Consider the following 20,992-nt stretch of genomic DNA (forward strand, 5'->3'; position numbering starts at 1 on the left):
GTCCCACGTTAGCGCCCACTGCCGTCACTCCGGCGGGGGAAAGTCGCTGACCTCCGGTATGCCACGAATAGTCAGCCTTACCCACTTAGTCGGGATTACCGTCGGAGCCATGCACCGGACCGGGACCGCGGTTCTGCTCGTCTACGCCACCCTGCTGGCCGCCACCGCCCTGGTGGCCCGGCCCGTGGCGGCCGCGGTCACCTCGCCTTTCACCCTGCGGTACGCGGCCAACACCAACGGCTCGATCATGCTGCGCGGCAACGCCAACCTGGTCTGCCCGCCGCTCGGGAACTGCCTCAACGCGCGGCAGGGCCAGCGGCCGAACGGGGAGTCGCAGGACAACAACGGGTACGCGATGACGAACGCCGACGCCGACGGCGACCTGGGCGTGACCACCCGCAACGACAGCACCGCGACGGTCGCGCTGCCACCCGGCGGATCGGTGCTGTTCGCGGCGCTGTACTGGGGCGCGGACACCGACGGCGGCACCTCCGGCGTCAACGCCCCGGCGCCGGCGAACCGCGGGCGGGTGCTGTTCCGTACCCCCACGGCGGGCTGGCAGACCGTCACCTCCGTCAAGACCTTCGACGCCGGCGGCACCGACACCAACTATCAGGCGTACGCCGACGTGACCGCGCTGGTCGCGGGCGCCGGCAACGGGGTGTACGGGGTCGCGAACATCCAGGCCGGCACCGGCATCGACCGGTTCGCCGGCTGGACCCTGGCCATCGCCTACCGCAATCCCGCCGAGAGCCTGCGCGCCCTGCGCCTGTACGACGGCTACGGCTCGGTGAGCGGCGGCTCCGGCGGCGTCGACATCACCGTCGGCGGGTTCGAGACCCCGCACGCCGGCACCGTCCGCGCCGAGATCGGCACCGTCGTCTACGAGGGCGACCGCGGCAAGTCCGGGGACGTGCTGCGGCTCGACGGGGCGGCGGTCAGCGACGGTGCCAACCCGGCGGACAACTTCTTCAACAGCACGGTGAGTGACGGCGGGACGCCGGTGACCGGCCGCAGCCCGGGCTGGGCCAACCTGTTCGGCGTCGACATCGACCAGTTCGACGCCACCGGGCGGCTCGGACACGCGGCCACCTCGGCGACCCTCACCCTGAACACCACCAGCGACACCTACTACCCGGGCGTGGTCAGCTTCGCCATCGACCTGTACGCCCCGAAGATGACCACCACCGTGACCGGCACCGACGTGAACGGCGGAGACCTGGTCGCCGGCGACGTCATCGAGTACCGGATCGACGTCCGCAACGACGGCAACGACACCGCGGACCACACCTGGATCACCGGCGCGATCCCGACCTGGACCACGTACGTGCCGGGGTCGCTGCGGATCGGCGGCGTCCCGGTCACCGACGCGGCAGGCGACGACGGCGGCACGTTCCGGCCGGGACGGGCCGAGCTCTCGCTCGGGAACATCGGGAGCGGCGGTACGGCGTACGCCGTCCTGCGGGTCCAGATCGACCCCGCCGCCCCACCCGGATACCCGATCACCAGCCTGGTCGACCTCAGTTACACCGGTCACACCGCGAACGTCAGCGTCACCGGGCCGGCCGCCTCGCTCGCCACCGCGGTCGCGCCCGGCCGGACCGACCTGGTCGCCGCCCTGACCGTGCAGCCGCCGGTGCTGCAACGTGCGGCCCTGCCCGGCACGGTCGCCTACGTCGCCACGGTCACCAACGCCGGAACCGCCCAGGAGAACGCGGCAGTCGCCGAGCTGACCCTGCCCGCCGGGGTCGGCGCCGGCGCCCTGCCCGCCGGATGCTCGGTCTTCGCCCAGCTGGTCACGTGCGCCCTCGGGCCGATCGCCCCGGGCACCGCGGCCACCGTGACCATCCCGGCCGGTGTCGCCGGGACCGCCGCCGCACAGCCGGCCGCCACCCTGGCCGCCTCCGGGACCGGATCCGACGCCCTGGCCTCGAACGACACCGACACCGTCACGTTCCGGATCAACCTGGCGCCGGAGGCGACAGGCGAGTCGATGAGCACCATGACCGGAACGGCGGCGAACGTGCCGGTGCTCGGCAACGACAGCGACCCGGACGGCCCGGCGTCCGCGCTGACCGTGACGCTCGGCGCCCCGCCCGGGCACGGCGCGGCGATCGTCGAGGCGGACGGCACGATCACCTACACACCGGCGGCCGGGTGGAAGGGGAACGACACGTTCACGTACGTGCTCGCCGACGCGGACGGCGGCCGGGACACCGCGACGGTGACCGTGCGGACCGCCAACGCGGAGCCGGTCGCCCGGGACGACGCCGACGCCACCGCCTCCGGCGCCGAGGTGATCGTCCCGGTGCTCGGCAACGACAGCGACCCGAACGGCGACCCGCTCACCGTGGTCGCGGTCACCGGCCCGCAGCCCGGCGCCGGGACGGTCCGGATCGACGGCACCGGCACTGTCGCCTACGCCCCGGCGGCCACCTTCGTCGGGCAGGCCGTCCTCGGGTACACCGTCAGCGACGGGCAGGACACCGCGACCGCCCAGATCCTCGTCGACGTGGCGAACGCCGCGCCGACCGCGAGCGACGACCTGGCGACCGTCCCCTACCTGGGCAGCGTGACGATCCCGGCGCTCGGCAACGACAGCGACAGCAACCTGGACCCGCTCACCATCACCGGGACCGACACCCCGTCCTCGGGCACCGCCACCGTGGTCGGCACCGGCACCGACACGAAGGTCGTCTACCAGGCCGACGCCGGGTTCTCCGGCCCTGTCAGATTCTGGTACGCGATCGAGGACGACCACGACGGCACGTCCACCGGGTGGATCACGGTGATGGTCGGCAACGCCGCCCCGGTGGCCGTGGACGTCGCGGTGACCACGGCGTACCGCACCGCGAAGCCGGTGGACGTGCTCACCGACGCCCGGGACGCCAACGGCGACACATTGCGGGTCAGCGGCGCGACCGGGCCCGCGCACGGCCTCGTGACGCCCAACCCGGATGGGACGCTCACCTACACCCCGGCCGAGGGCTTCTCCGGCACCGACACGTTCACCGTCACCATCGCCGACACCCGGGGCGGCACCGACACCGCGACCGTCACGATCACCGTGCTGAACGCCGCGCCGACCGCCCGCGACGACGCGGTGACCGTGCCGACCGGGCGGCAGTCCAGGATCGAGGTGCTGGTCAACGACGACGACCCGAACGGCGATCCGCTCACGGTGACGGTCGACGTCGCCCCCGGACACGGCACCGCGACGGTCAGCGGCGGCGGGGTGGCGTACCAGCCGGTGACCGGGTACTCCGGGACGGACACACTGCGCTACACGATCAGCGACGGCCGGGGTGGCACCTCCGCGGCGAACGTGACGATCGAGCTGGTCAACGCCGTTCCGGTGGCCCGGGCCGACGCCGTCACCACCGACACCGGCACGCCGGTCACCGTGGACGTGATCGCCAACGACAGCGATCCGAACGGCGAGCAGCTGACCGTCTCCGGCTGGACCGCCGCCGCGCACGGCACGATCGCCGCCGGTTCCGGCGGGACGCTCACCTACACCCCGGACCCGGGGTTCACCGGCATCGACGGGTTCGGGTACACGGTCCGGGACCCGCACCGGGCGAGCGAGACGGCCGTCGTGACGGTCACCGTCCGCAACGCTGCGCCGGTGGCGTTCGACGACACGTACATCGTCCGGCAGCAGGGCACCACCATGCTCCCGGTCCTCGGCAACGACACCGACGCCAACACCGGCCAGCCGCTGACCGTCGGCTCCGCCGGACCCGCCGCCCGGGGAACGGTCGTGACCGGCCGGGACAGCGTCGACTACACCCCCACCACGGGTGCCACCGGCACCGACACCTTCGACTACCTGGTCCGCGACGACGTCGGCGGAAGCGACACCGGCACGGTCTGGCTCACCATCGACGCGGCGCCGGTCGCCGCGGACGACACCGCGGCCACCGCATCCGGCACACCGGTCGACGTCACCGCCCTCGCCAACGACACCGACCCGGAACAACAGGCGCTCACGGTGACCGCCGTCGAGACGCCGCCGAACGGCCACACCACGATCCGCGCCGGCGGTGCCGTCCGGTACGCGCCCCGCGCGGGATTCACCGGGACGGACACGTTCGGTTACACCGTCCGCGATCCGATCGGCAACACCGCCACCGCCCGGATCGCGGTACGGGTGGCCAACGCCGCGCCGGTGGCCCGCGGCGACACGGCGGCCGCCCGGGCCGGTCACCCGGTCGACATCGACGTGCTCGCCAACGACACCGACGAGAACCCCGGCCAGACCCTCGCCATCTTCGCCGTCGGCGCACCGGAGCACGGGACCGCGACACCGGCGGGCGACCGGATCCGCTACGCGCCACCGGCCGGATGGGAGGGTCAGGACCTCTTCCGGTACGAGGTGAGCGACGGTCACGGCGGCACCGCGGAGGCGGTCGTCGAGGTCACGGTGACACGCCGGGTCCCGTACGCGGTGGCGGACTCCCGGTTCACCCCGCACGGCCGGGCGGTGACCGTACCGGTGCTCGCCAACGACCTCGACCCGAGCGGCACACTGCGGATCACCGCGGTGACCACCCCGGACCACGGGACCGCCCGGATCGACGACGGCGCCGTCACCTACACGCCGGAGCCGGGCTTCTCCGGGGACGCGGTGTTCGCGTACACCGCCGTGACCGAGGACGGCTCCGAGACCGGCGCCACCGTGACCGTCACCGTCGGGCCACCACCGTCCGCCCCGAACCGGGAGGCCACCACCCCGCCCGGCAGCCCGGTCGCGATCCCGCTGCCGAGCACCGACGAACAGGGCCGCCCGGCGACCGTGGGCCGGATCGGCCAGCCCCAGCACGGCACGGTGCGCGTGAACCCGGACGGCACGGTCACCTACACCCCGAACCCGGGCTTCACCGGCGTCGACCGCTTCACCTACGAGATCATCGACGCGAACGGCAACGTCGCCTTCGGCACGATCATCGTGACCGTGCCGGCCCCCGCCTCCCCGTCGCCGGTCACGCCGACCCCGCCGGCTTCACCCGCTCCGCCGGTCACGGTGCCGATCACACCCCCGGCCCGGCCCACCACCGTCCCGGCCGGCCCACCGTCTGCTTCGGTGTCCCCGGCGCCCACCGTCGTCCCGGCCCCGCCGGAACCGCCGGCTCCCCCGGCCCCGCCGGAGCCGCCGGATCTGCCGGTCACCGGTCCGGGCCTGACCGCACTGACGGTCGCCAGCTGCCTGACCACCCTGCTCGGGATCCTGCTGTACGCGATGTCCGCTATCCCGGCACCGCTGCCGACATCGCGTCGACCGAGGCCGCCGGGTCGGTGATCGGGAACTGGACCTCCCGGATCGTCCCGGACGGGTCGATCCGCAGGGTGAGGCGTTTGAGCCGGTCACCGCCGGCCACCCGGAAGGTGGGCAGGCGCAGAGCCGCGGCAGCCGGCGTGAAACGCCGGAAGGCGGCCCGCCGAAGCGGACCGCCTTCCGGTTTGGTGACTGGTGGACTCAGAAGTCCATGTCGCCGCCGCCGGGGGCGCCGGCCGGGGCCGGGTTCTTCTCCGGCTTGTCGGCCACGACGGCCTCGGTGGTGAGGAACAGCGCGGCGATCGACGCGGCGTTCTGCAGCGCCGAGCGGGTGACCTTGGCCGGGTCGATGATGCCCGCGGCCAGGAGGTCGACGTACTCACCGTTCGCGGCGTTCAGGCCCCAACCCGCTTCGAGGTTGCGCACCTTCTCCACCACGACGCCACCCTCGAGGCCGGCGTTGACGGCGATCTGCCGCAGCGGGGCGTCGAGCGCGACCTTGACGATGTTGGCGCCGGTGGCCTCGTCGCCGGACAGGTCCAGCTTGTCGAAGGCGAACTTGCCGGCCTGGACCAGCGCAACGCCACCACCGGGGACGATGCCCTCCTCGACGGCCGCCTTCGCGTTGCGAACGGCGTCCTCGATGCGGTGCTTGCGCTCCTTGAGCTCGACCTCGGTGGCCGCGCCGACCTTGATCACCGCGACGCCACCGGCCAGCTTGGCCAGACGCTCCTGCAGCTTCTCACGGTCGTAGTCGGAGTCCGAGCGCTCGATCTCGGCGCGGATCTGGTTGACCCGGCCCTGGATCTGCTCCGCGTTGCCGGCACCGTCGACGATGGTGGTCTCGTCCTTGGTGATGACGACCTTGCGGGCCTGGCCCAGCAGGGACAGGTCGGCGGCGTCGAGCTTGAGGCCGACCTCTTCGCTGATGACGGCGCCACCGGTCAGGATGGCGATGTCCTCCAGCATGGCCTTGCGGCGGTCACCGAAGCCGGGGGCCTTGACGGCGACCGACTTGAAGGTGCCACGGACCTTGTTGACGACCAGGGTGGCCAGGGCCTCGCCCTCGACGTCCTCGGCGATGATGACGAGCGGCTTGCCGCCCTGCATGACCTTCTCGAGGATCGGGAGCAGGTCCTTGACCGCGGAGATCTTGCTGTTCGCGATGAGGATGTAGGGGTCGTCGAAGACGGCCTCCATGCGCTCCGCGTCGGTCATGAAGTAGGCCGAGATGAAGCCCTTGTCGAAGCGCATACCCTCGGTGAGCTCGAGCTCGAGGCCGAAGGTGTTGCTCTCCTCGACGGTGATGACGCCTTCCTTGCCGACCTTGTCCATCGCGTCGGCGACCTTCTCGCCGACGGTGGTGTCAGCGGCCGAGATGGAGGCGGTGGAGGCGATCTGCTCCTTGGTCTCCACCTCCTTGGCCAGCTTGCTGAGCTCCTCGGAGACGCTCGCGACGGCGGCCTCGATGCCCCGCTTCAGGGCCATCGGGTTGGCGCCGGCCGCGACGTTGCGCAGGCCCTCACGGACCAGGGCCTGGGCCAGGACGGTCGCGGTCGTCGTGCCGTCACCGGCGACGTCGTCGGTCTTCTTGGCGACCTCCTTGACCAGCTCGGCGCCGATCTTCTCGAAGGTGCCCTCGAGCTCGATCTCCTTGGCGATGGATACACCATCGTTGGTGATCGTGGGCGCGCCCCACTTCTTCTCGAGGACGACGTTGCGGCCCTTCGGGCCGAGCGTCACCTTCACGGCGTCGGCGAGCTGGTTCATGCCGCTCTCGAGGCCGCGACGGGCTTCCTCGTCAAATGCGATGATCTTGGCCATACGGCGTTGTCCTCCCGGACATCCGCGGTGCCGGGCCTCGTCGGCCCCGCTCTCCGCACGTTGAGGAACGTCTGTGGACGCCACCACCTGGCGAAGGTGACGTCCTCAGGCCGAGCCGGATAGCCCGCGACGACCGGCTCCGTGCCCCGATGCCGATGGCGGCATCGCAACCGGAACCCCACCGTCCCGACCTGCTGGCACTCGCAATGCGCGAGTGCCAATCACTTGTTTAGCACTCTCGGATGGCGAGTGCAAGAAACCCCATCTTCCCGCGAAACCCGCCACAGCGGCCGGGATTTCCCTCGATGATCTTCAACCGCAGGTCAGCAGGGGTGCGCGCCGCTTTCCGTGCCCGCGGAGCCGGGGTGACGAGCGCCGCAACCGCCTGGCCGGCGTCCAGGATGGCCGGGATCCCCCGCACCACCCCGCCCTCGTCCGTTCATGCCAACCCGGTTGCCGCGCAGGGCCGGTGGCGGTAGGGATGGAGCCTATGGAGAGCTGGAACGTGCGCCGGGTGACTCCCGAGGATGCCGGGCGGATGCGTGCCCTGCGCCTGGAGATGCTGGCGGACAGTCCGCTCGCCTTCCTGGAGACCCTGGAGCGGGCGGCGTCCCGGCCGCACGAGGGCTATCGGCAGCTGATCCGGGAGTCGTCGTCCGGGCCGGAGCGCGCTCAGTTCATCGCCGATCCGGGCGGGCCGCTGATCGGGCACGCCGGCGGGTGCGTGGTGCCCGGCGAGCCCGGCTGCACGGTGATCTTCGCGGTCTATCTGACGCCGGCGCATCGCGGCGGCAAGCTGCTCGGCCAGCTCGTCGAGGCGGTCGCCGACTGGTCCGCGGCGTGCGGGCGGGACGAGCTGATGCTCGAGGTGGTGTGCGGCAACGGACGGGCCGTCCGGGCGTACGAGAAGCTCGGCTTCATCGACACCGGGGTGCGCCTGCGGCATCCGACCATCCCGGCCCTCGCCGAGCTGCAGATGCGCCGGCGGGTGTGAGATGGCCGGGCGCGGGTGGCATCTGGCCCGGACCACGCTGACCGCGGTGAACGGGACCACCCTGGTCGGGCTGGCGCTGGCCAAGGCGTGCGGGGCGCGGATCCGGCGGGGCCGGCACGGGGTGCTGATCGCCGAGAACTACCGCTTCCAAGTGCCGAAGGCGACGTGTTTCACGGTCGGTTCGGTGATCATCACGAAGCGGACCGCGGAGTGGCTGCTGGCCGAGGAACGGACCCGGCTGTTCACCCACGAGTCGCGGCACGCCGGGCAGTACGCGGTGCTCGGCCCGCTGTTCTGGCCCGCTTACTGGCTCGCGTGCGGCTGGTCGATCACGCTGACCCGGTCTTACGGCGTCCGCAACTGGTTCGAGCGCAACGCGGGCCTGGCCGACGGGAACTATCCCGTCGAGATCCCACTGCGGCCCTGGGTTCACCGCCTCGGACGGCGGAGGAGATTTGGTCGGGAGGAAGGACGCACAGCGCCTCCGGGCACGTAGCCATTGGGTCAGCGCTGGATCGTTGGGTCCCTCGGAGATTGTCGCCAAGCTCAGGTGAGGGGCCTCGTACGGCGTCGCATCCTCCCGCAGAGAGCATATTGCCGATCCGGAGATCAGATCGCAAGTCCTCGAGGGAGGGATTTCTCGACAACCGGCTGATCGCCGACTACCTACAGTGATAGATGGTCACGAAACGGCCACTTCGGTGGGTGCGCCACCCCGGAGGGGTTGCGCACCCACCGACGTCATCCGAGCAGGCCGGCCTCACGTGCGCCACGCAGCGACGGCTTGATCGTGTGGGTCGGTCCAACCTGGCCGGCGACCGCGTCCAGAGTCTTCAGACCCTCGCCGGTGTTGTAGACCACAGTCTCCTTGCTCGGGTCCAGCCGGCCGCTCTCCACCAGTTTCTTCAGCACCGCGACAGTGGTCCCGCCGGCGGTCTCGGCGAAGATGCCGGTGGTCTCGGCGAGGAGCCGGATGCCGGCCCGGATCTCGTCGTCGTTGGCGTAGTCCATCCAGCCACCGGTGCGGCGGACGGCCTCGATCGCGTACGGCCCGGCGGACGGGTCGCCGATGTTCAGCGACTTGGCGATGCCGGTCGGCTTGACGGGGGTGATCACGTCGGTGTCGCCGTGCAGCGCGACCGCGATCGGGTTGCAGCCCTCGGACTGGGCGCCGAAGACGGTCCAGCCGCCCTCCGGCGCCTCCGCGAGACCGATCTCGACCAGCTCGCTGAACGCCTTGTCCACCTTGGTGAGCAGCTCACCGGAGGCCATCGGGATGACCACCTGGGCCGGGATGCGCCAGCCGAGCTGCTCGGCCACCTCGTAGCCGAGGGTCTTGGAGCCCTCGGCGTAGAACGGCCGCACGTTCACGTTGACGAACGCGGTGTCCTCGAACTCGTCGGTCTCCACGAGCTCGCTGCACAGCCGGTTCACGTCGTCGTAGGAGCCCTCGATGGCGACGAGCTCACCGCCGTACACCGCGGTGGTGATGACCTTGCCCTGCTCCAGGTCGGCCGGGATGAAGACGATGCTCGGCACGCCGGCACGGGCCGCGTGGGCGGCGACCGAGTTGGCCAGGTTACCGGTGGAGGCGCAGGAGAACCGGGTGAAACCGAGCTCCTTGGCGGCGGTCAGGGCCACCGAGACGACCCGGTCCTTGAACGAGTGGGTCGGGTTCTGCGAGTCGTCCTTGACGTAGAGCGGCGCCTGGATGTTCAGCGCGGCGGCCAGCGCCGGGGCGGCGACCAGCGGCGTCATGCCCGGGTCGACGCTCACCCGGGTCGCCGGGTCCTGACCGGCGGGCAGCAGGGCCGCGTAGCGCCAGATGTTCTGCGGGCCCGCCTCGATCTGGGCCCGGGTCACCCGCGCGAGCGCCGCCTCGTCGTAGGCCACCTCGAGCGGGCCGAAACACTCGTAACAGGCGTGCTGCGCGGCGAGCGGGTACTCAGCGCCGCAGGCGCGACAGATCAGGCCACGGGCCGGCGAGGTGGAGGTGTGCGCGGAGGCGTCGACGACAGACGTCATATGAGTTCCTCTCATCTTTCCCCGCGGCGACCTGCCGGAACGGGGACGGAATTAGCACCTGCCACGCGCGGCCTCGTCATCGAGATGTCCTGCGCGGTGGTTGCCGGGGCTTCGTCGGGCCGTATCCCTCTGCCCCTCTGGATGAGGTATTCAGTTGTTTCCCACACCTTACGACGAGATTCCGTCAACGCCATACGGAGATCCCGAGGTGTGAGCGACTTCCTTCCGCGAGCGCCCTTCGGTCCCGGCCCTCCTCCCCCGAAAATCCCTGAACCCCATTTTCGGTACGCCGTAGCCCAGCCCCGTGGCCCCGCGGCAGCGCAGGCGGTGGCCCGGACCGACTCACACATGCATGACCCGCGGCCGGGGAGCGGTCCGGTGTCCCGCCTGCCGTGGCCGCCGCGAACCGACGGGACTGTGCGACGGCGTACCGAAAAGCGTTCTTGATCTTGCCCGGTTTCAGGAAGTGATGTCCTTGCGGGTGAAGCGGTAGAAGGCCAGCCCCCAGAAGATCGTGGCGTAGACGATCGCCGAGATGGTGCCCTGCGCGAGCTCGTCGGTCTGGATCGGGGTGGAGAGCAGCCCGCGCCAGGCGTCGTTGTAGTACGTCGGCAGGAGCTTTCGCAGGTCGCCGAGGGCCTCGATCTCGTTGAGGATGTTGGACAGGATGCAGAGCATCACCGCGCCACCGACCGCGCCCAGAGCCGCGTCGGTGAGCACCGACAGCAGGAACGCCAGACCGGCCACCACCAGCAGCGTCGCCGCCAGGTAGGCGACGATGCCGAGCAGCCGCAGCAGACCCTCGGCGGGTGGCAGCTCCGCCGCGATCGAGCTGCCCAGCGGGCCCCAGCCGTACCGCAGCGTGCCGATCAGCAGGCCGGTGCCGACCAGGGTGAAGAGGGCGAGCAGCGAGTACAGCCCGGCGACGGTCAGTTTCACGCCGAGCAGCCGGGCCCGCGGCACCGGGATCGCCAGCAGGTACCGCAGGCTGCCCCAGCTCGCCTCGCTCGCCACCGTGTCGCCGAAGAACAGCGCGACCACCACGACCAGCAGGAACCCGGCCGAGACGGCGAGGCAGAACAGCGCGAAGTTGAGGCCGCCGGAGGTGGCCAGGTCGGCGATGCTGCTGAACGCGCCACCGCCGTCGCCGTCGTCGTCACCACCGCCGGTGTTGCCGAACTCGAACGCGCCCAGCACGATCAGCGGCAGCACCACCATGAACCCGAGCGCGAGCTGGGTGCGCCGCCGGGACGCCTGCCGCTTCACCTCGGCCCAGATCGGCAGCGTGCGCGAGGGCTTGTAACCGGCCGCGGCCTCCAGCGAACTCATCGGTCTCCACTTCCTCGCGAGTTGTCGCCGACCAGGGACAGGAACGCGTCCTCCAGGCGGCGGCGCGGCACCAGCCGGTCCACCCCGATCCCGGCGCCGACCAGCGACGCGACGAGCTCGGAGCGGGGCGTGCCGTTCATGTCGACGATCAGCCCGCTGGGGCCCTCCGGTTTGACCGAACGCACCCCCAGCTCCTCCAGGATCCGGGTGGCGGCCGGCACGTCGGACACGTCCAGCTGCACCGACGGCGAGTCGCCGACGATGTCGTCGACCGGCCCGGACGCCACGATCCGGCCCTTGTTGACGACGACCGCGTGGGTGCAGGTCTGCTCCACCTCGGCGAGCAGGTGGCTGGAGACCAGCACGGCCCGGCCGTCGGTGGCGTAACGCTGCAGCACCCGGCGCATCTCGGCGATCTGCGGCGGGTCCAGCCCGTCGGTCGGCTCGTCCAGCACCAGCAGCTCGGGCAGGCCGAGCATGGCCTGGGCGATGGCGAGACGCTGCCGCATGCCGTGGCTGTACTTGCGGGTCTTGCGGTGCACCGAGTCGCCCAGTCCGGCGATCTCCAGGGCCTCCTCGAACCGTGCGTCCGCCCACGGCCGGCCGGTGGCCTGCCAGTACGCCTTCAGGTTCTCGTAGCCGGACAGGTGCGGCAGGAAGCCCGGTCCCTCGACCAGCGCGCCGACCCGGGAGAGGATCGGGGCGCCCGGGACCAGCCGGTGCCCGAAGACGAAGATCTCGCCGGCGGTCGGCTGGGTCAGGCCCATCAGGACCCGCAGCGTGGTGGTCTTGCCGGCGCCGTTCGGGCCGAGCAGCCCGACGACCTGGCCGCGCTGGACCGTGAAGCTGATCTCCTGGACCGCCACGAACCCGTCGCTGTACGCCTTACGCAGCCCCTTCACCACCAGCGGGGTGTCCGCGTGCTCCTCGATGACGGTCACGTCCCGGCGGCGGTGCCGGATCCGGCGGATCACCAGCAGCAGGAGCAGGCCGAGCAGGATCACACCGACCACCCCGGCCAGCGCCAGCCACCAGAGGTTGCCCGGGTCGCCGATCGGGGTGCCGGCCAGCGTCGGCAGGGTCAGCGCCGACTCGACCGCGACGGTGTAGACCGCGGGCGTGGCCGGGCTCAGGAACGCCTGGTCGGTGGTGGCGACGGTGATCCGGATGGTGTGACCGGCCTCGATCTGCCGGACGATCGCCGGCAGGGTCACGGTGACCGGCTGGGCCTGCGTGACGTCGGCCGGCAGCCCGGTGAGCCGGACCGGCGCGACCAGGCCGGCGCTGAGCGTCGCCGCGCCGTTCGGGTCGACGTCGTAGAGCTTGACGAAGACCACCGCCTCACCGGTCGGCGAGGCCACCCGCAGTCTCACCGTGGGCGAGCCGGCCACGTCGATCGCGCCGGTCAGCGGGGCCGAGGAGAAGTTCGCGTGCTGACCGGGCACGTCGATCGCGACTCCGCCGCTGAGCAGTGAGCTCAACCGGCTGGTCAGGCCGGGCATCGAGGAGATCGCGCCGGGGTTCCCGTTCGGCGGGTTGGCGATCGGCTGGGCCGGTCCGGTGACGGCGACGTCGGTGGTTCCGGTTCCGGCGATTCCGGGGTACGCCTCCGCGGAGTACCCGTTGGTCGCCAGATCCCGGCTGGTCGCGCTGAACCCGGCCACCCGGGACCAGGTGAAGTCGTCGCTCGGGGTGTCGCCTTCGCCCTTGAGGTAGTGGTCCAGCCACTGCAGCGTGAGGAACTCGACCCGGTCCGAGTCGTTCGCCGGTCCCTCACCGCCGTCGTGGCCGCCGGTGAACCAGGCGACCTTCACCGGGGTGCCGGCCGCGGCGATGCCCTTGGCGTTGGCGTCCGCCTCGGAGAGCGGGAAGAGGCTGTCCACGGCGCCCTGGACGAGCAGCGTCGGCGCCTTGATCTTGCTGAGGACGCTCGCCGGGCTGGACCTGCTCAGCAGCGCCAGGGTGGTCTCGTCGGGGATGCCGGTGGTGGCCATCTGCAGGTACGCCTTGCAGACGTCCTCGGCGAACCGGCCGCAGGCGGGGTCCACGTCCGGCGCCGGGCCCTCCCGCTCCGGGCCGCCGCCACCGCCGGTCAGGGCCGCGAGCGCGGACAGGTCGGCGCTGCCACTGCCGAAGAAGTAGCCCGCCCAGGCCTTCTTGAAGACGCCGCCGGGCACCAGGGACCGACCCAGGTCGTTCCAGGTGATCGACGGGACGATGGCGTCGACCCGCTGGTCCTGCCCGGCGAGCAGCAGGGCGAGGGCCCCGCCGTACGACCCGCCGACCGCGGCGACCCGCGGGTCGCCCGCGCTGTCGGTGGTCACCTCGGAGCGGGTGGCCAGCCAGTCGAGCAGGCGCTGCGCGTCCTTGACCTCGTGGTCGGGGCTGTCCAGGTGGATCTGACCGGTGCTGCGGCCGAAACCGCGCGCCGTGTAGGCCAGGACCGCGTAGCCCTGCTCGGCGAGCGACTCGGCCTCGTCCCGCACCGAGTCCTTCGAGCCGCCGAAGCCGTGCGCGAGCAGGATCGCCGGGACCTTGCCGTCTCTGTCCGCCGGCAGGTAGAACCGGGCGTCCAACTCGACCCCGCCCTCACCGGCCAGTCTCAGGTCCTCGGTGGTCCAGGATTCGGGCGCCGGGCGCACGGCCCACACGGCCGCGGCGGCCAGCACCACGGCGGCGGCCACCGCGGGTATGACCCGGCGGCGTGTGAGCCGGAGACGGTCGGTCAGGGCAGACATGGCGCACACGCTAGCCGGAACGGGCTGAGCGATGCCTGTGAAACCTCTCAGCGGGCAGCTACTACCCCTCGGCGGCTAGCGTGGACGGGCCAGCTCCAGACCAATGACCCGGAGGCACGCGCGGTGGCCGATGATCTCACGCTGACGGTGACCCTGCGGCCGGCCGCGCTGGACGCGCGGCGCGGCATCGTGCGACTGCACCCGGAGGTGATGGCTGCGCTGGCGCTGCGCCCGGGCGACCCGGTGCGGCTGGCCGGGAAACGCGTCACGGCCGGGATCGTCGCGCGGGCCGACGCGACCGCCGGGCGCGGCCTGCTCTACGCCGACGATCTGATCCTGGGCAACCTCGGAATGCGTGACGGCGGCCAGGTCACGGTCACCCCGGTCCCGGTGACGGCGGCCGGCCGGGTGACGCTCGCCGGGCCGCCCGAGGTGGTCGCCGTGGTCTCGCCCGAGATGCTGCGGCTGGCGCTGCTCGGCAAGGTGGTCAGCGCCGGCGACGACGTCTCGCTGCTGCCGCAGGACGTGCTGCCCGACGCCGGCCATCGGCCACTGGTGGAGGCCGCCCGGCGCAGCCTCGCCAACCGGGTCGGCTATGCCTGGACCAGCACCCTGCTGTCCGTGATCGAGGTGACCGGCGGCGACGCGTCCCTGGTCACCATGGACACGGTCGTCGGCTGGCAGGACGGTCCCACCGCGGCCGCCACCGGCGCCGCGACCACCACGGGCACCGCGACCACCCGCCGCATCGCCGCGGGGACGCCGGCCTCCACCGATCCCGAGGTGCCACCACCCAGCCTCGACGACCTGCCCGGCCTCCGCGCCCAGGCCAAGGAACTGGAGGAACTGCTCGACCTGGGATTCCATCACCGCGAGGTGCTGGCCAAGCTCGGCACCCGGGCCACGCTCGGTGTCCTGATCTCCGGCCCTTCCGGGTCCGGCAAGTCCGCGCTGGTCCACGCGGTGGGCGCGGCGGTCGGCGCGACGGTCCGGCCGGTCTGGGGACCGGAGCTGGCGGCTCTCACCAACAATGCGGCTGCCGGTCGGTTGCGAGAGCTCTCCGCTGAGGTACGCGGTGAGCGTCCCGCCGTTCTCCTGATCTCTGACGTGGAGGCGTTGGCCCCCCGCGAGGAGCCCGGCCCGATCTCCACGGTCTTCCGGCAAGTGCTGGCGGCGACGCTCGCCGAGGGTGTCGCGGTCGTCTGCACCACCAGCAGGCCCGAGTCGGTGGATCCGGCGCTGCGCGGGCCCGACCTGCTCGCCATTGCGCTCACCGTGCCGCTGCCGGACGCGGCGATGCGCCGGGAGCAGCTCGGCGCGCTGACCCGAGGGATGCCACTGGCCGAGGACGTGCGGCTGGACGAGGTCGCCGGGCGCACCCCCGGTTTCGTCGCCGCCGACCTCGGCGCGCTGGCCCGGGAGGCCGGTGTCCGGGCGGCCCTCCGTCTCGTCGGTACCGACCGCACCGAGCTTCGCCTGGTCGGCCCGGACGGGGACGCCGAGGCCCCGCCGATCGTGACGATGGCCGACTTCGAGGCCGCCCTGGAGGTGGTCCGGCCCACCTCGATGGCCGAGTCCACCCTGGAGGTCGCCGCGGTGACGCTGGACGACGTCGGTGACATGGTCGAGGTCAAGCAGGTGCTCACCGAGTCGGTGCTGTGGCCGCTGACCTATCCGGACACGTTCGCCCGGCTCGGTGTCTCGCCGCCGCGCGGGGTGCTGCTCTACGGCCCGCCCGGGTGCGGCAAGACGTACCTGGTCAAGGCGATCGCCGGGACCGGCAAGGCGAACGTGCTGTCGGTGAAGGGCGCCGAGCTGCTCAGCAAGTGGGTGGGTGACAGCGAGAAGTCGGTGCGGGAGCTGTTCCGCCGGGCCCGGGAGGCCGCGCCCACCCTGGTCTTCCTGGACGAGGTGGACGCGCTGGCCCCGGCCCGCGGTCAGGGCACCGACGGCGGTGTGACCGACCGGGTGGTGGCCGCCCTGCTGACCGAGTTGGACGGGGTCGAGGATCTGCGCAACGTGGTGGTGATCGGGGCGACCAACCGGCCGGACCTGATCGATCCGGCGCTGCTGCGGCCCGGCCGGCTGGAACGGCTGGTGTTCGTGCCGCCGCCGGACGCCGAGGCGCGGACCGCGATCCTGCGCGCGTCGTCGAAATCGGTTCCGCTGGACGACGCGGTCGACCTGGCCGCGCTCGGTGCGGAGCTGGAGGGTTTCTCGGCGGCCGACTGTGCCGCGCTGATCCGGGAGTCGGCGCTGGCCGCGATGCGCGAGTCGCTGGAGGCGACGACGGTCACCGCGGCGAACGTGGCGGCCGCGCGTGCCCGGATCCGCGCCTCCCTGGATCCGGCCCAGGTGGCGTGGCTCGCCGCTTACGCCGAGAACCACCAGCCCTGAGATCCGGCGTGCGGGGTCCGGCCGCTCTCAGCGGCGGCGGGTGCGGGCCCGGGCCGAGCGGAGCCGGCGGAGCCGGCCGATCAGGATCGGGTCCTTCTCCAGGGCGGCGGGATTGTCGAGCAGAGCGTTGAGGAGCTGGTAGTAACGGGTCGAGGACAGGCCGAAGGTGTCCCGGATGGCCTGTTCCTTGGCCCCGGCGTGCTTCCACCACTTGCCCTCGAAGGCGAGGATCTCCAGTTCCCGCTCGGTGAGCGGCCCGGCGGCCGGCGGGGTGGCCGGCTCGGCCGCACGCGGGGCGGGGATGTGCTGCTGCTCCTCGGCCGGCTGGTGTTCCCCGGTCGGTTCGGCGGCGGGCTGCATGGCGCTCCCAGACGGCATCGGTGACCACTTCACGAGGGATCCTCAGCATAGGGCGCGCCGAAGATCCCCGCAGACGCTACCCCATGCGGTCGAGCGACTACCGAACGTCCACATTATTTCAGGCGGTGATGACGTCGACGCCCGCTTCACGGAACGCCGCGATCGTCGAGGCGGGCGCGCCGGAGTCGGTGACCAGGGTCTCGACCTTGCTGATCGGGCAGATCCGGGCGAAGGCGTGGCCGCCCAGCTTGGACGAGTCGGCGATCACCACGACCCGTTTGGCGCGGGCCACCATCAGGCTGTTCATCGACGCCTCGCCCTCGTGGTGGGAGGCCGCGCCCAGTTCCACGTCCAGGGCGTCGACGCCGAGCAGCACGATGTCGAGGGTGACCTCCTTGAGGAGGGCGCCGCCGAGCGGGCCGACCACCTCGAACGACTGGGGGCGGACCACGCCGCCGGCCACCACGATCTTCATCCGGGAGCGCAGCAGCAGTTCGTTGGCGATGTTCAGGGCGTTGGTGACGACGGTCAGCTGGGAGCCCTCGCCGCCGGCGTTGAGGTCCGGCCGGACCGCCAGGGCCCGGGCCACCTCGGTGATCGTGGTGCCGCCGTTGAGCCCGACGACCGTGCCGGGGGTGACCAGGCGGGCGGCGGCCTCGCCGATACGCTGTTTCTCCGCCGAGTGCTTGGCGCTCTTGTACCGCAACGGCAGGTCGTAGGAGACGCCGTTGGCGACCGCGCCGCCCCGGGTCCGGGTGATCATCTGCTGCTGGGCGAGCTGGTCGAAGTCGCGGCGGATGGTGGCCTGGGACACGTCGAGACGCTCGGAGGCCTCCTCAACGGTCACCCTGCCGCTCTCCGTCAGTAGCTCAAGCAGGGCATTCCACCGCGCGTACCGGTCCACCCACCACTCCCCGATGCACGTTCCATGATAAGTGTGTGCACATTAGTGCGCGAAAGGCCTGGAAGCAAAGAGATCCGATGCGCGAAGGACCTTTGGCGCTTGCCCCGGCGGCGGCCTCGTGAGCACAATAACGCGCGAAAGTCCCGGGAACCGAGCGCGAATGCGCAGCATCTACCGGTGAGGAACAGCCATGAGCCATGTCAAAGCGGAGATCGCCACGCAACCGGAGTGTTGGCGGCAGGCGGCGAAACTAGCCGAAGCGCCGGGACTTCCGGCCCACGGGGAACGGGTCGCCGTAGTCGGGTGCGGGACCTCCTGGTTCATGGCCAAGGCGTACGCGGCCCTGCGCGAGCAGAGCGGCCACGGTGAGACCGACGCCTTCCAGGCCTCCGACTTCCCGTTAGGCCGCCGCTACGACCGGCTCGTCGCGATCACCCGGTCCGGCACCACCACCGAGACCGTCGACGTGATGCGCGAGGTCCGCGAGCACACCCCGGTCACGCTCTTCACCGCCGACGCCGCGCAACCGGCCACCGAGCTGGCCACCGACGCCGTGGTCCTCGACTTCGCCGACGAGAAGTCGGTCGTGCAGACCCGGTTCGCCACCAGCGTGCTCGCCACCCTGCGCGCCCACCTGGGCCACGACATCGAGACCGCCGCCGCGGACGCCGAGGTCGCGGTCCGGCTGCCGCTGCCGGTGCACCCGGCGCTCACCGACCAGATCACCTTCCTCGGCCGGGGCTGGACCGTCGGGCTCGCCGAGGAGGCCGCGCTCAAGTGCCGGGAGACCGCCGGGTTCTGGACCGAGTCGTACCCCGCGATGGACTACCGGCACGGGCCCATCTCGATCGCCGGGCCGCGCCGGGTGGTGTGGGCCTTCGGTGACGTCCCGGCCGGGCTGGCCGAGGAGGTGGAGCGGACCGGCGCCGCGTTCGTGCACGCCAAACACCACGGCGGGTACGGCTCGATCGGCCGCTGGGTCGGCAAGCGCGCCCCGCTCGACCCGATGGCCGACCTGATCCTGGCCCAGCGGGTCGCTCTTGCCCTGGCCACCACCCAGGGCCTGGACCCGGACAACCCGCGCCACCTCAGCCGTTCCGTAGTCCTGACGTGACCTCGGCACCCACCGCGGTGATCGCCCTCGACGTGGGCGGCACCGGGATGAAATGCGCCCTGGTGCGCCCGGACGGCACCGTCCACCACGAGGAACGGCACCCGACCCGGGCCGATCGCGGGCCCGAGGCGGTCACCGAGAAGATCCTGTCGGTCGCCGAGTCGCTGGCCGAACGAGCCCGCACGGACGGGCTCACCCCCGTCGCGTGCGGCATCGCGGTGCCCGGTGTCGTCGACGAGGTGAACGGCGTCGCGGTGTGGTCGGCGAACGTCGGCTTCCGGGACGTACCGTTGCGTGATCTCGCCGCGAAGCGGCTGGGTTTGCCCGCCGCGCTCGGCCACGACGTTCGGGTCGGCGCTCTCGCCGAGGCCCGGCTCGGCGCCGGGCGGGGGCGGCGGCACGTGCTGTTCGTGGCGATCGGCACCGGCATCGCCGGCGGGCTGGTGATCGACGGAACCGGTTATCCCGGCGCGCACGGCGCAGCCGGTGAGCTGGGGCATGTCGTGGTCCGCCCGGACGGGCCGGCGTGCGGCTGCGGGCTGCGCGGCTGCCTGGAGGCGCTGGCCTCGGCCCGTGCGGTCGGCCGGCGCTACGCGGAACTGTCCGGCGACCCCCGCGCGACCGCCTTCGACGTGGCCACCCGCGCCGCCCGGGGCGACGACCTGGCCCGCCGGGTGTGGCAGGAGGCGGTCGAGGCCCTCGCCGACGGCCTGCTCACCGCACAGGCGCTGTACGACCCCGGCGTGGTGGTGCTCGGCGGCGGACTGGCCGAGGCCGGGGACGACCTGCTGCTGCCGGTCCGGGCCGCGGTGGACGCCCGGGTCACCTTCCACCGCACCCCCGAGATCGTCCGGGCCGAGCTGGGCGACGCCGCCGGCTGCCTGGGCTCCGCCCTGCTCGCCCTGGACAGCTTGAAAGGCTCCTCGTGACACGTGCCTTCTCCGGCCGGATCGTCACTCCGGACGCGGTCGTCCCCGGCCACCTCGACCTCGACGGCGACACCATCGCGGCGATCGTGCCGGACGACGGCGTGGGCGACGACGTGCTCGTACCCGGCTTCGTCGACCTGCACTGCCACGGCGGCGGCGGGCACACCTTCACCACCGGTGACGTGGACGCGGCCTGCGGCGCGGCCGCCTTCCACCTGGGCCACGGGACGACGACGCTGCTGGCGAGCCTGGTCAGTTCGCCGTTCGAGCTGATGCTCTCGGCGGTCAGCGGTTTCCGGCCGCTGGTCGAGGCGGGGGTGCTGGCCGGGATCCACTTCGAGGGGCCGTACCTGTCGCATGCCCGGTGCGGGGCGCAGAACCCGGACTTCCTGCGGGACCCGGTGATGGCCGAGATCTCCGAGCTGATCGAGGCCGGTGCGGGGACGGTACGGATGATGACCGTCGCTCCGGAACTGCCCGGCGCGCTGGAGGCGATCGCCTACCTGAACGGTCACGGGGTGCTGGCGGCGATCGGGCACACCGATGCGACGTACGACCAGACCCACGCCGGTGTGGCAGCCGGCGCGAGCGTCGCCACCCACCTGTTCAACGGCATGCGCCCGCCGCACCACCGCGAACCCGGACCGGTCGTCGGCCTGCTCTCCTCGACCGTCGCCTGCGAGCTGATCGCCGACAACATCCACCTGCACCCGGGCATGCTGGCGTTCGCGGCCGGCAGCGCCGGACCGGACCGGTCGGTGCTGATCACCGACGCGATCGACGCCACCGGCATGGCCGACGGCCGGTACGAGCTGGGCGGTCAGGAGGTCGTGGTCGCCGACCGGGTGGCCCGGCTGGCGGTCAACGGCTCGATCGCGGGCAGCACGCTGACCATGGACGTGGCGCTGCGCAACGCGGTCGCCGCGGGCCTGCCGCTGGTCGGGGCGGCCCGGATGGCCTCGACCACCCCGGCGCGCCTCCTGGGCCTGTCCGACCGGCTCGGCGCCCTGGCCCCGGGGCTGCGCGCCGACGCGGTCGCCCTCTCCCCCGACCTCTCGCTGCGGCGGGTGCTGCACGCCGGCACCTGGCTCTGAGACCCG

General features: G+C 72.2%; 13 protein-coding genes and 1 riboswitch. Of the genes, 7 read left to right on the forward strand and 6 right to left on the reverse strand.

Annotated elements, in window-relative coordinates; translation table 11 throughout:
• The first annotated feature begins 109 nt into the window (after positions 1 to 109).
• Positions 110 to 5,302: an Ig-like domain-containing protein gene (locus Aut01nite_RS11955; protein ID WP_052164600.1), complete on the forward strand. Its 5,193-nt coding sequence runs from the start codon at positions 110 to 112 to the stop codon at positions 5,300 to 5,302.
• Between the two features lie 177 nt (positions 5,303 to 5,479).
• On the opposite strand, the gene groL is transcribed toward Aut01nite_RS11955, so the two are convergent.
• Positions 5,480 to 7,102, reverse strand: a complete 1,623-nt coding sequence (gene groL / locus Aut01nite_RS11960) for a chaperonin GroEL (RefSeq protein ID WP_043533155.1) — start codon at positions 7,100 to 7,102, stop codon at positions 5,480 to 5,482.
• Positions 7,103 to 7,592: 490 nt separating this feature from the next.
• Here groL and Aut01nite_RS11965 point away from each other — a divergent pair, with 490 nt between their 5' ends.
• Together Aut01nite_RS11965 and Aut01nite_RS11970 are read left to right on the forward strand one after the other, a co-directional pair.
• Positions 7,593 to 8,096: a GNAT family N-acetyltransferase gene (locus tag Aut01nite_RS11965; RefSeq protein ID WP_052164599.1), complete on the forward strand. Its 504-nt coding sequence runs from the start codon at positions 7,593 to 7,595 to the stop codon at positions 8,094 to 8,096.
• A 1-nt stretch (position 8,097) separates the two neighbouring features.
• Positions 8,098 to 8,592, forward strand: a complete 495-nt coding sequence (locus Aut01nite_RS11970; RefSeq protein ID WP_052164598.1) for a hypothetical protein — start codon at positions 8,098 to 8,100, stop codon at positions 8,590 to 8,592.
• A 245-nt stretch (positions 8,593 to 8,837) separates the two neighbouring features.
• On the opposite strand, the gene thrC is transcribed toward Aut01nite_RS11970, so the two are convergent.
• The 3 genes from thrC to Aut01nite_RS11985 form a co-directional block, all read right to left on the reverse strand.
• Positions 8,838 to 10,121 carry a threonine synthase gene (gene thrC, locus Aut01nite_RS11975; protein ID WP_043533151.1) on the reverse strand — a complete coding sequence of 428 codons (1,284 nt, stop codon included), beginning with the start codon at positions 10,119 to 10,121 and terminating at the stop codon, positions 8,838 to 8,840.
• 8 nt (positions 10,122 to 10,129) lie between these two features.
• Positions 10,130 to 10,269: riboswitch (SAM riboswitch) on the reverse strand.
• A 311-nt stretch (positions 10,270 to 10,580) separates the two neighbouring features.
• On the reverse strand, positions 10,581 to 11,450 hold the full coding sequence (locus Aut01nite_RS11980) for an ABC transporter permease (RefSeq protein ID WP_043533149.1): 870 nt from the start codon (positions 11,448 to 11,450) through the stop codon (positions 10,581 to 10,583).
• Complete coding sequence (locus tag Aut01nite_RS11985) at positions 11,447 to 14,188, reverse strand: alpha/beta fold hydrolase (protein ID WP_043533148.1); 2,742 nt, start codon at positions 14,186 to 14,188, stop codon at positions 11,447 to 11,449. Before Aut01nite_RS11985 ends, Aut01nite_RS11980 begins: the two co-directional genes overlap by 4 nt.
• A gap of 123 nt (positions 14,189 to 14,311) precedes the next feature.
• Here Aut01nite_RS11985 and Aut01nite_RS11990 point away from each other — a divergent pair, with 123 nt between their 5' ends.
• Positions 14,312 to 16,585 (forward strand): AAA family ATPase, encoded by a 2,274-nt coding sequence (locus tag Aut01nite_RS11990; RefSeq protein WP_043533147.1) that lies wholly within the window; start codon positions 14,312 to 14,314, stop codon positions 16,583 to 16,585.
• A 27-nt stretch (positions 16,586 to 16,612) separates the two neighbouring features.
• On the opposite strand, the gene Aut01nite_RS11995 is transcribed toward Aut01nite_RS11990, so the two are convergent.
• Positions 16,613 to 16,978: a DUF3263 domain-containing protein gene (locus tag Aut01nite_RS11995; RefSeq protein WP_373871477.1), complete on the reverse strand. Its 366-nt coding sequence runs from the start codon at positions 16,976 to 16,978 to the stop codon at positions 16,613 to 16,615.
• Positions 16,979 to 17,063: 85 nt separating this feature from the next.
• Positions 17,064 to 17,849, reverse strand: a complete 786-nt coding sequence (locus tag Aut01nite_RS12000; protein ID WP_043533144.1) for a DeoR/GlpR family DNA-binding transcription regulator — start codon at positions 17,847 to 17,849, stop codon at positions 17,064 to 17,066.
• Between the two features lie 190 nt (positions 17,850 to 18,039).
• On the opposite strand from Aut01nite_RS12000, the gene Aut01nite_RS43385 reads away from it, so the two are divergent.
• The 3 genes from Aut01nite_RS43385 to nagA are packed head-to-tail and all read left to right on the forward strand — an operon-like array spanning position 18,040 to position 20,986.
• A complete protein-coding gene (locus Aut01nite_RS43385) occupies positions 18,040 to 18,963 on the forward strand; it encodes an SIS domain-containing protein (RefSeq protein ID WP_043533143.1) in 924 nt (307 codons plus the stop codon).
• Positions 18,960 to 19,892, forward strand: coding sequence for an ROK family protein (locus Aut01nite_RS12005; protein ID WP_043533142.1), 933 nt, complete (start codon positions 18,960 to 18,962; stop codon positions 19,890 to 19,892). Before Aut01nite_RS43385 ends, Aut01nite_RS12005 begins: the two co-directional genes overlap by 4 nt.
• Complete coding sequence (gene nagA, locus Aut01nite_RS12010; protein WP_043533141.1) at positions 19,889 to 20,986, forward strand: N-acetylglucosamine-6-phosphate deacetylase; 1,098 nt, start codon at positions 19,889 to 19,891, stop codon at positions 20,984 to 20,986. The genes Aut01nite_RS12005 and nagA overlap by 4 nt, the downstream gene beginning before the upstream one ends.
• Positions 20,987 to 20,992 lie beyond the last annotated feature (6 nt).

It is taken from the genome of Actinoplanes utahensis (genome assembly GCF_016862455.1).
GTDB classification, from domain to species: domain Bacteria; phylum Actinomycetota; class Actinomycetes; order Mycobacteriales; family Micromonosporaceae; genus Actinoplanes; species Actinoplanes utahensis.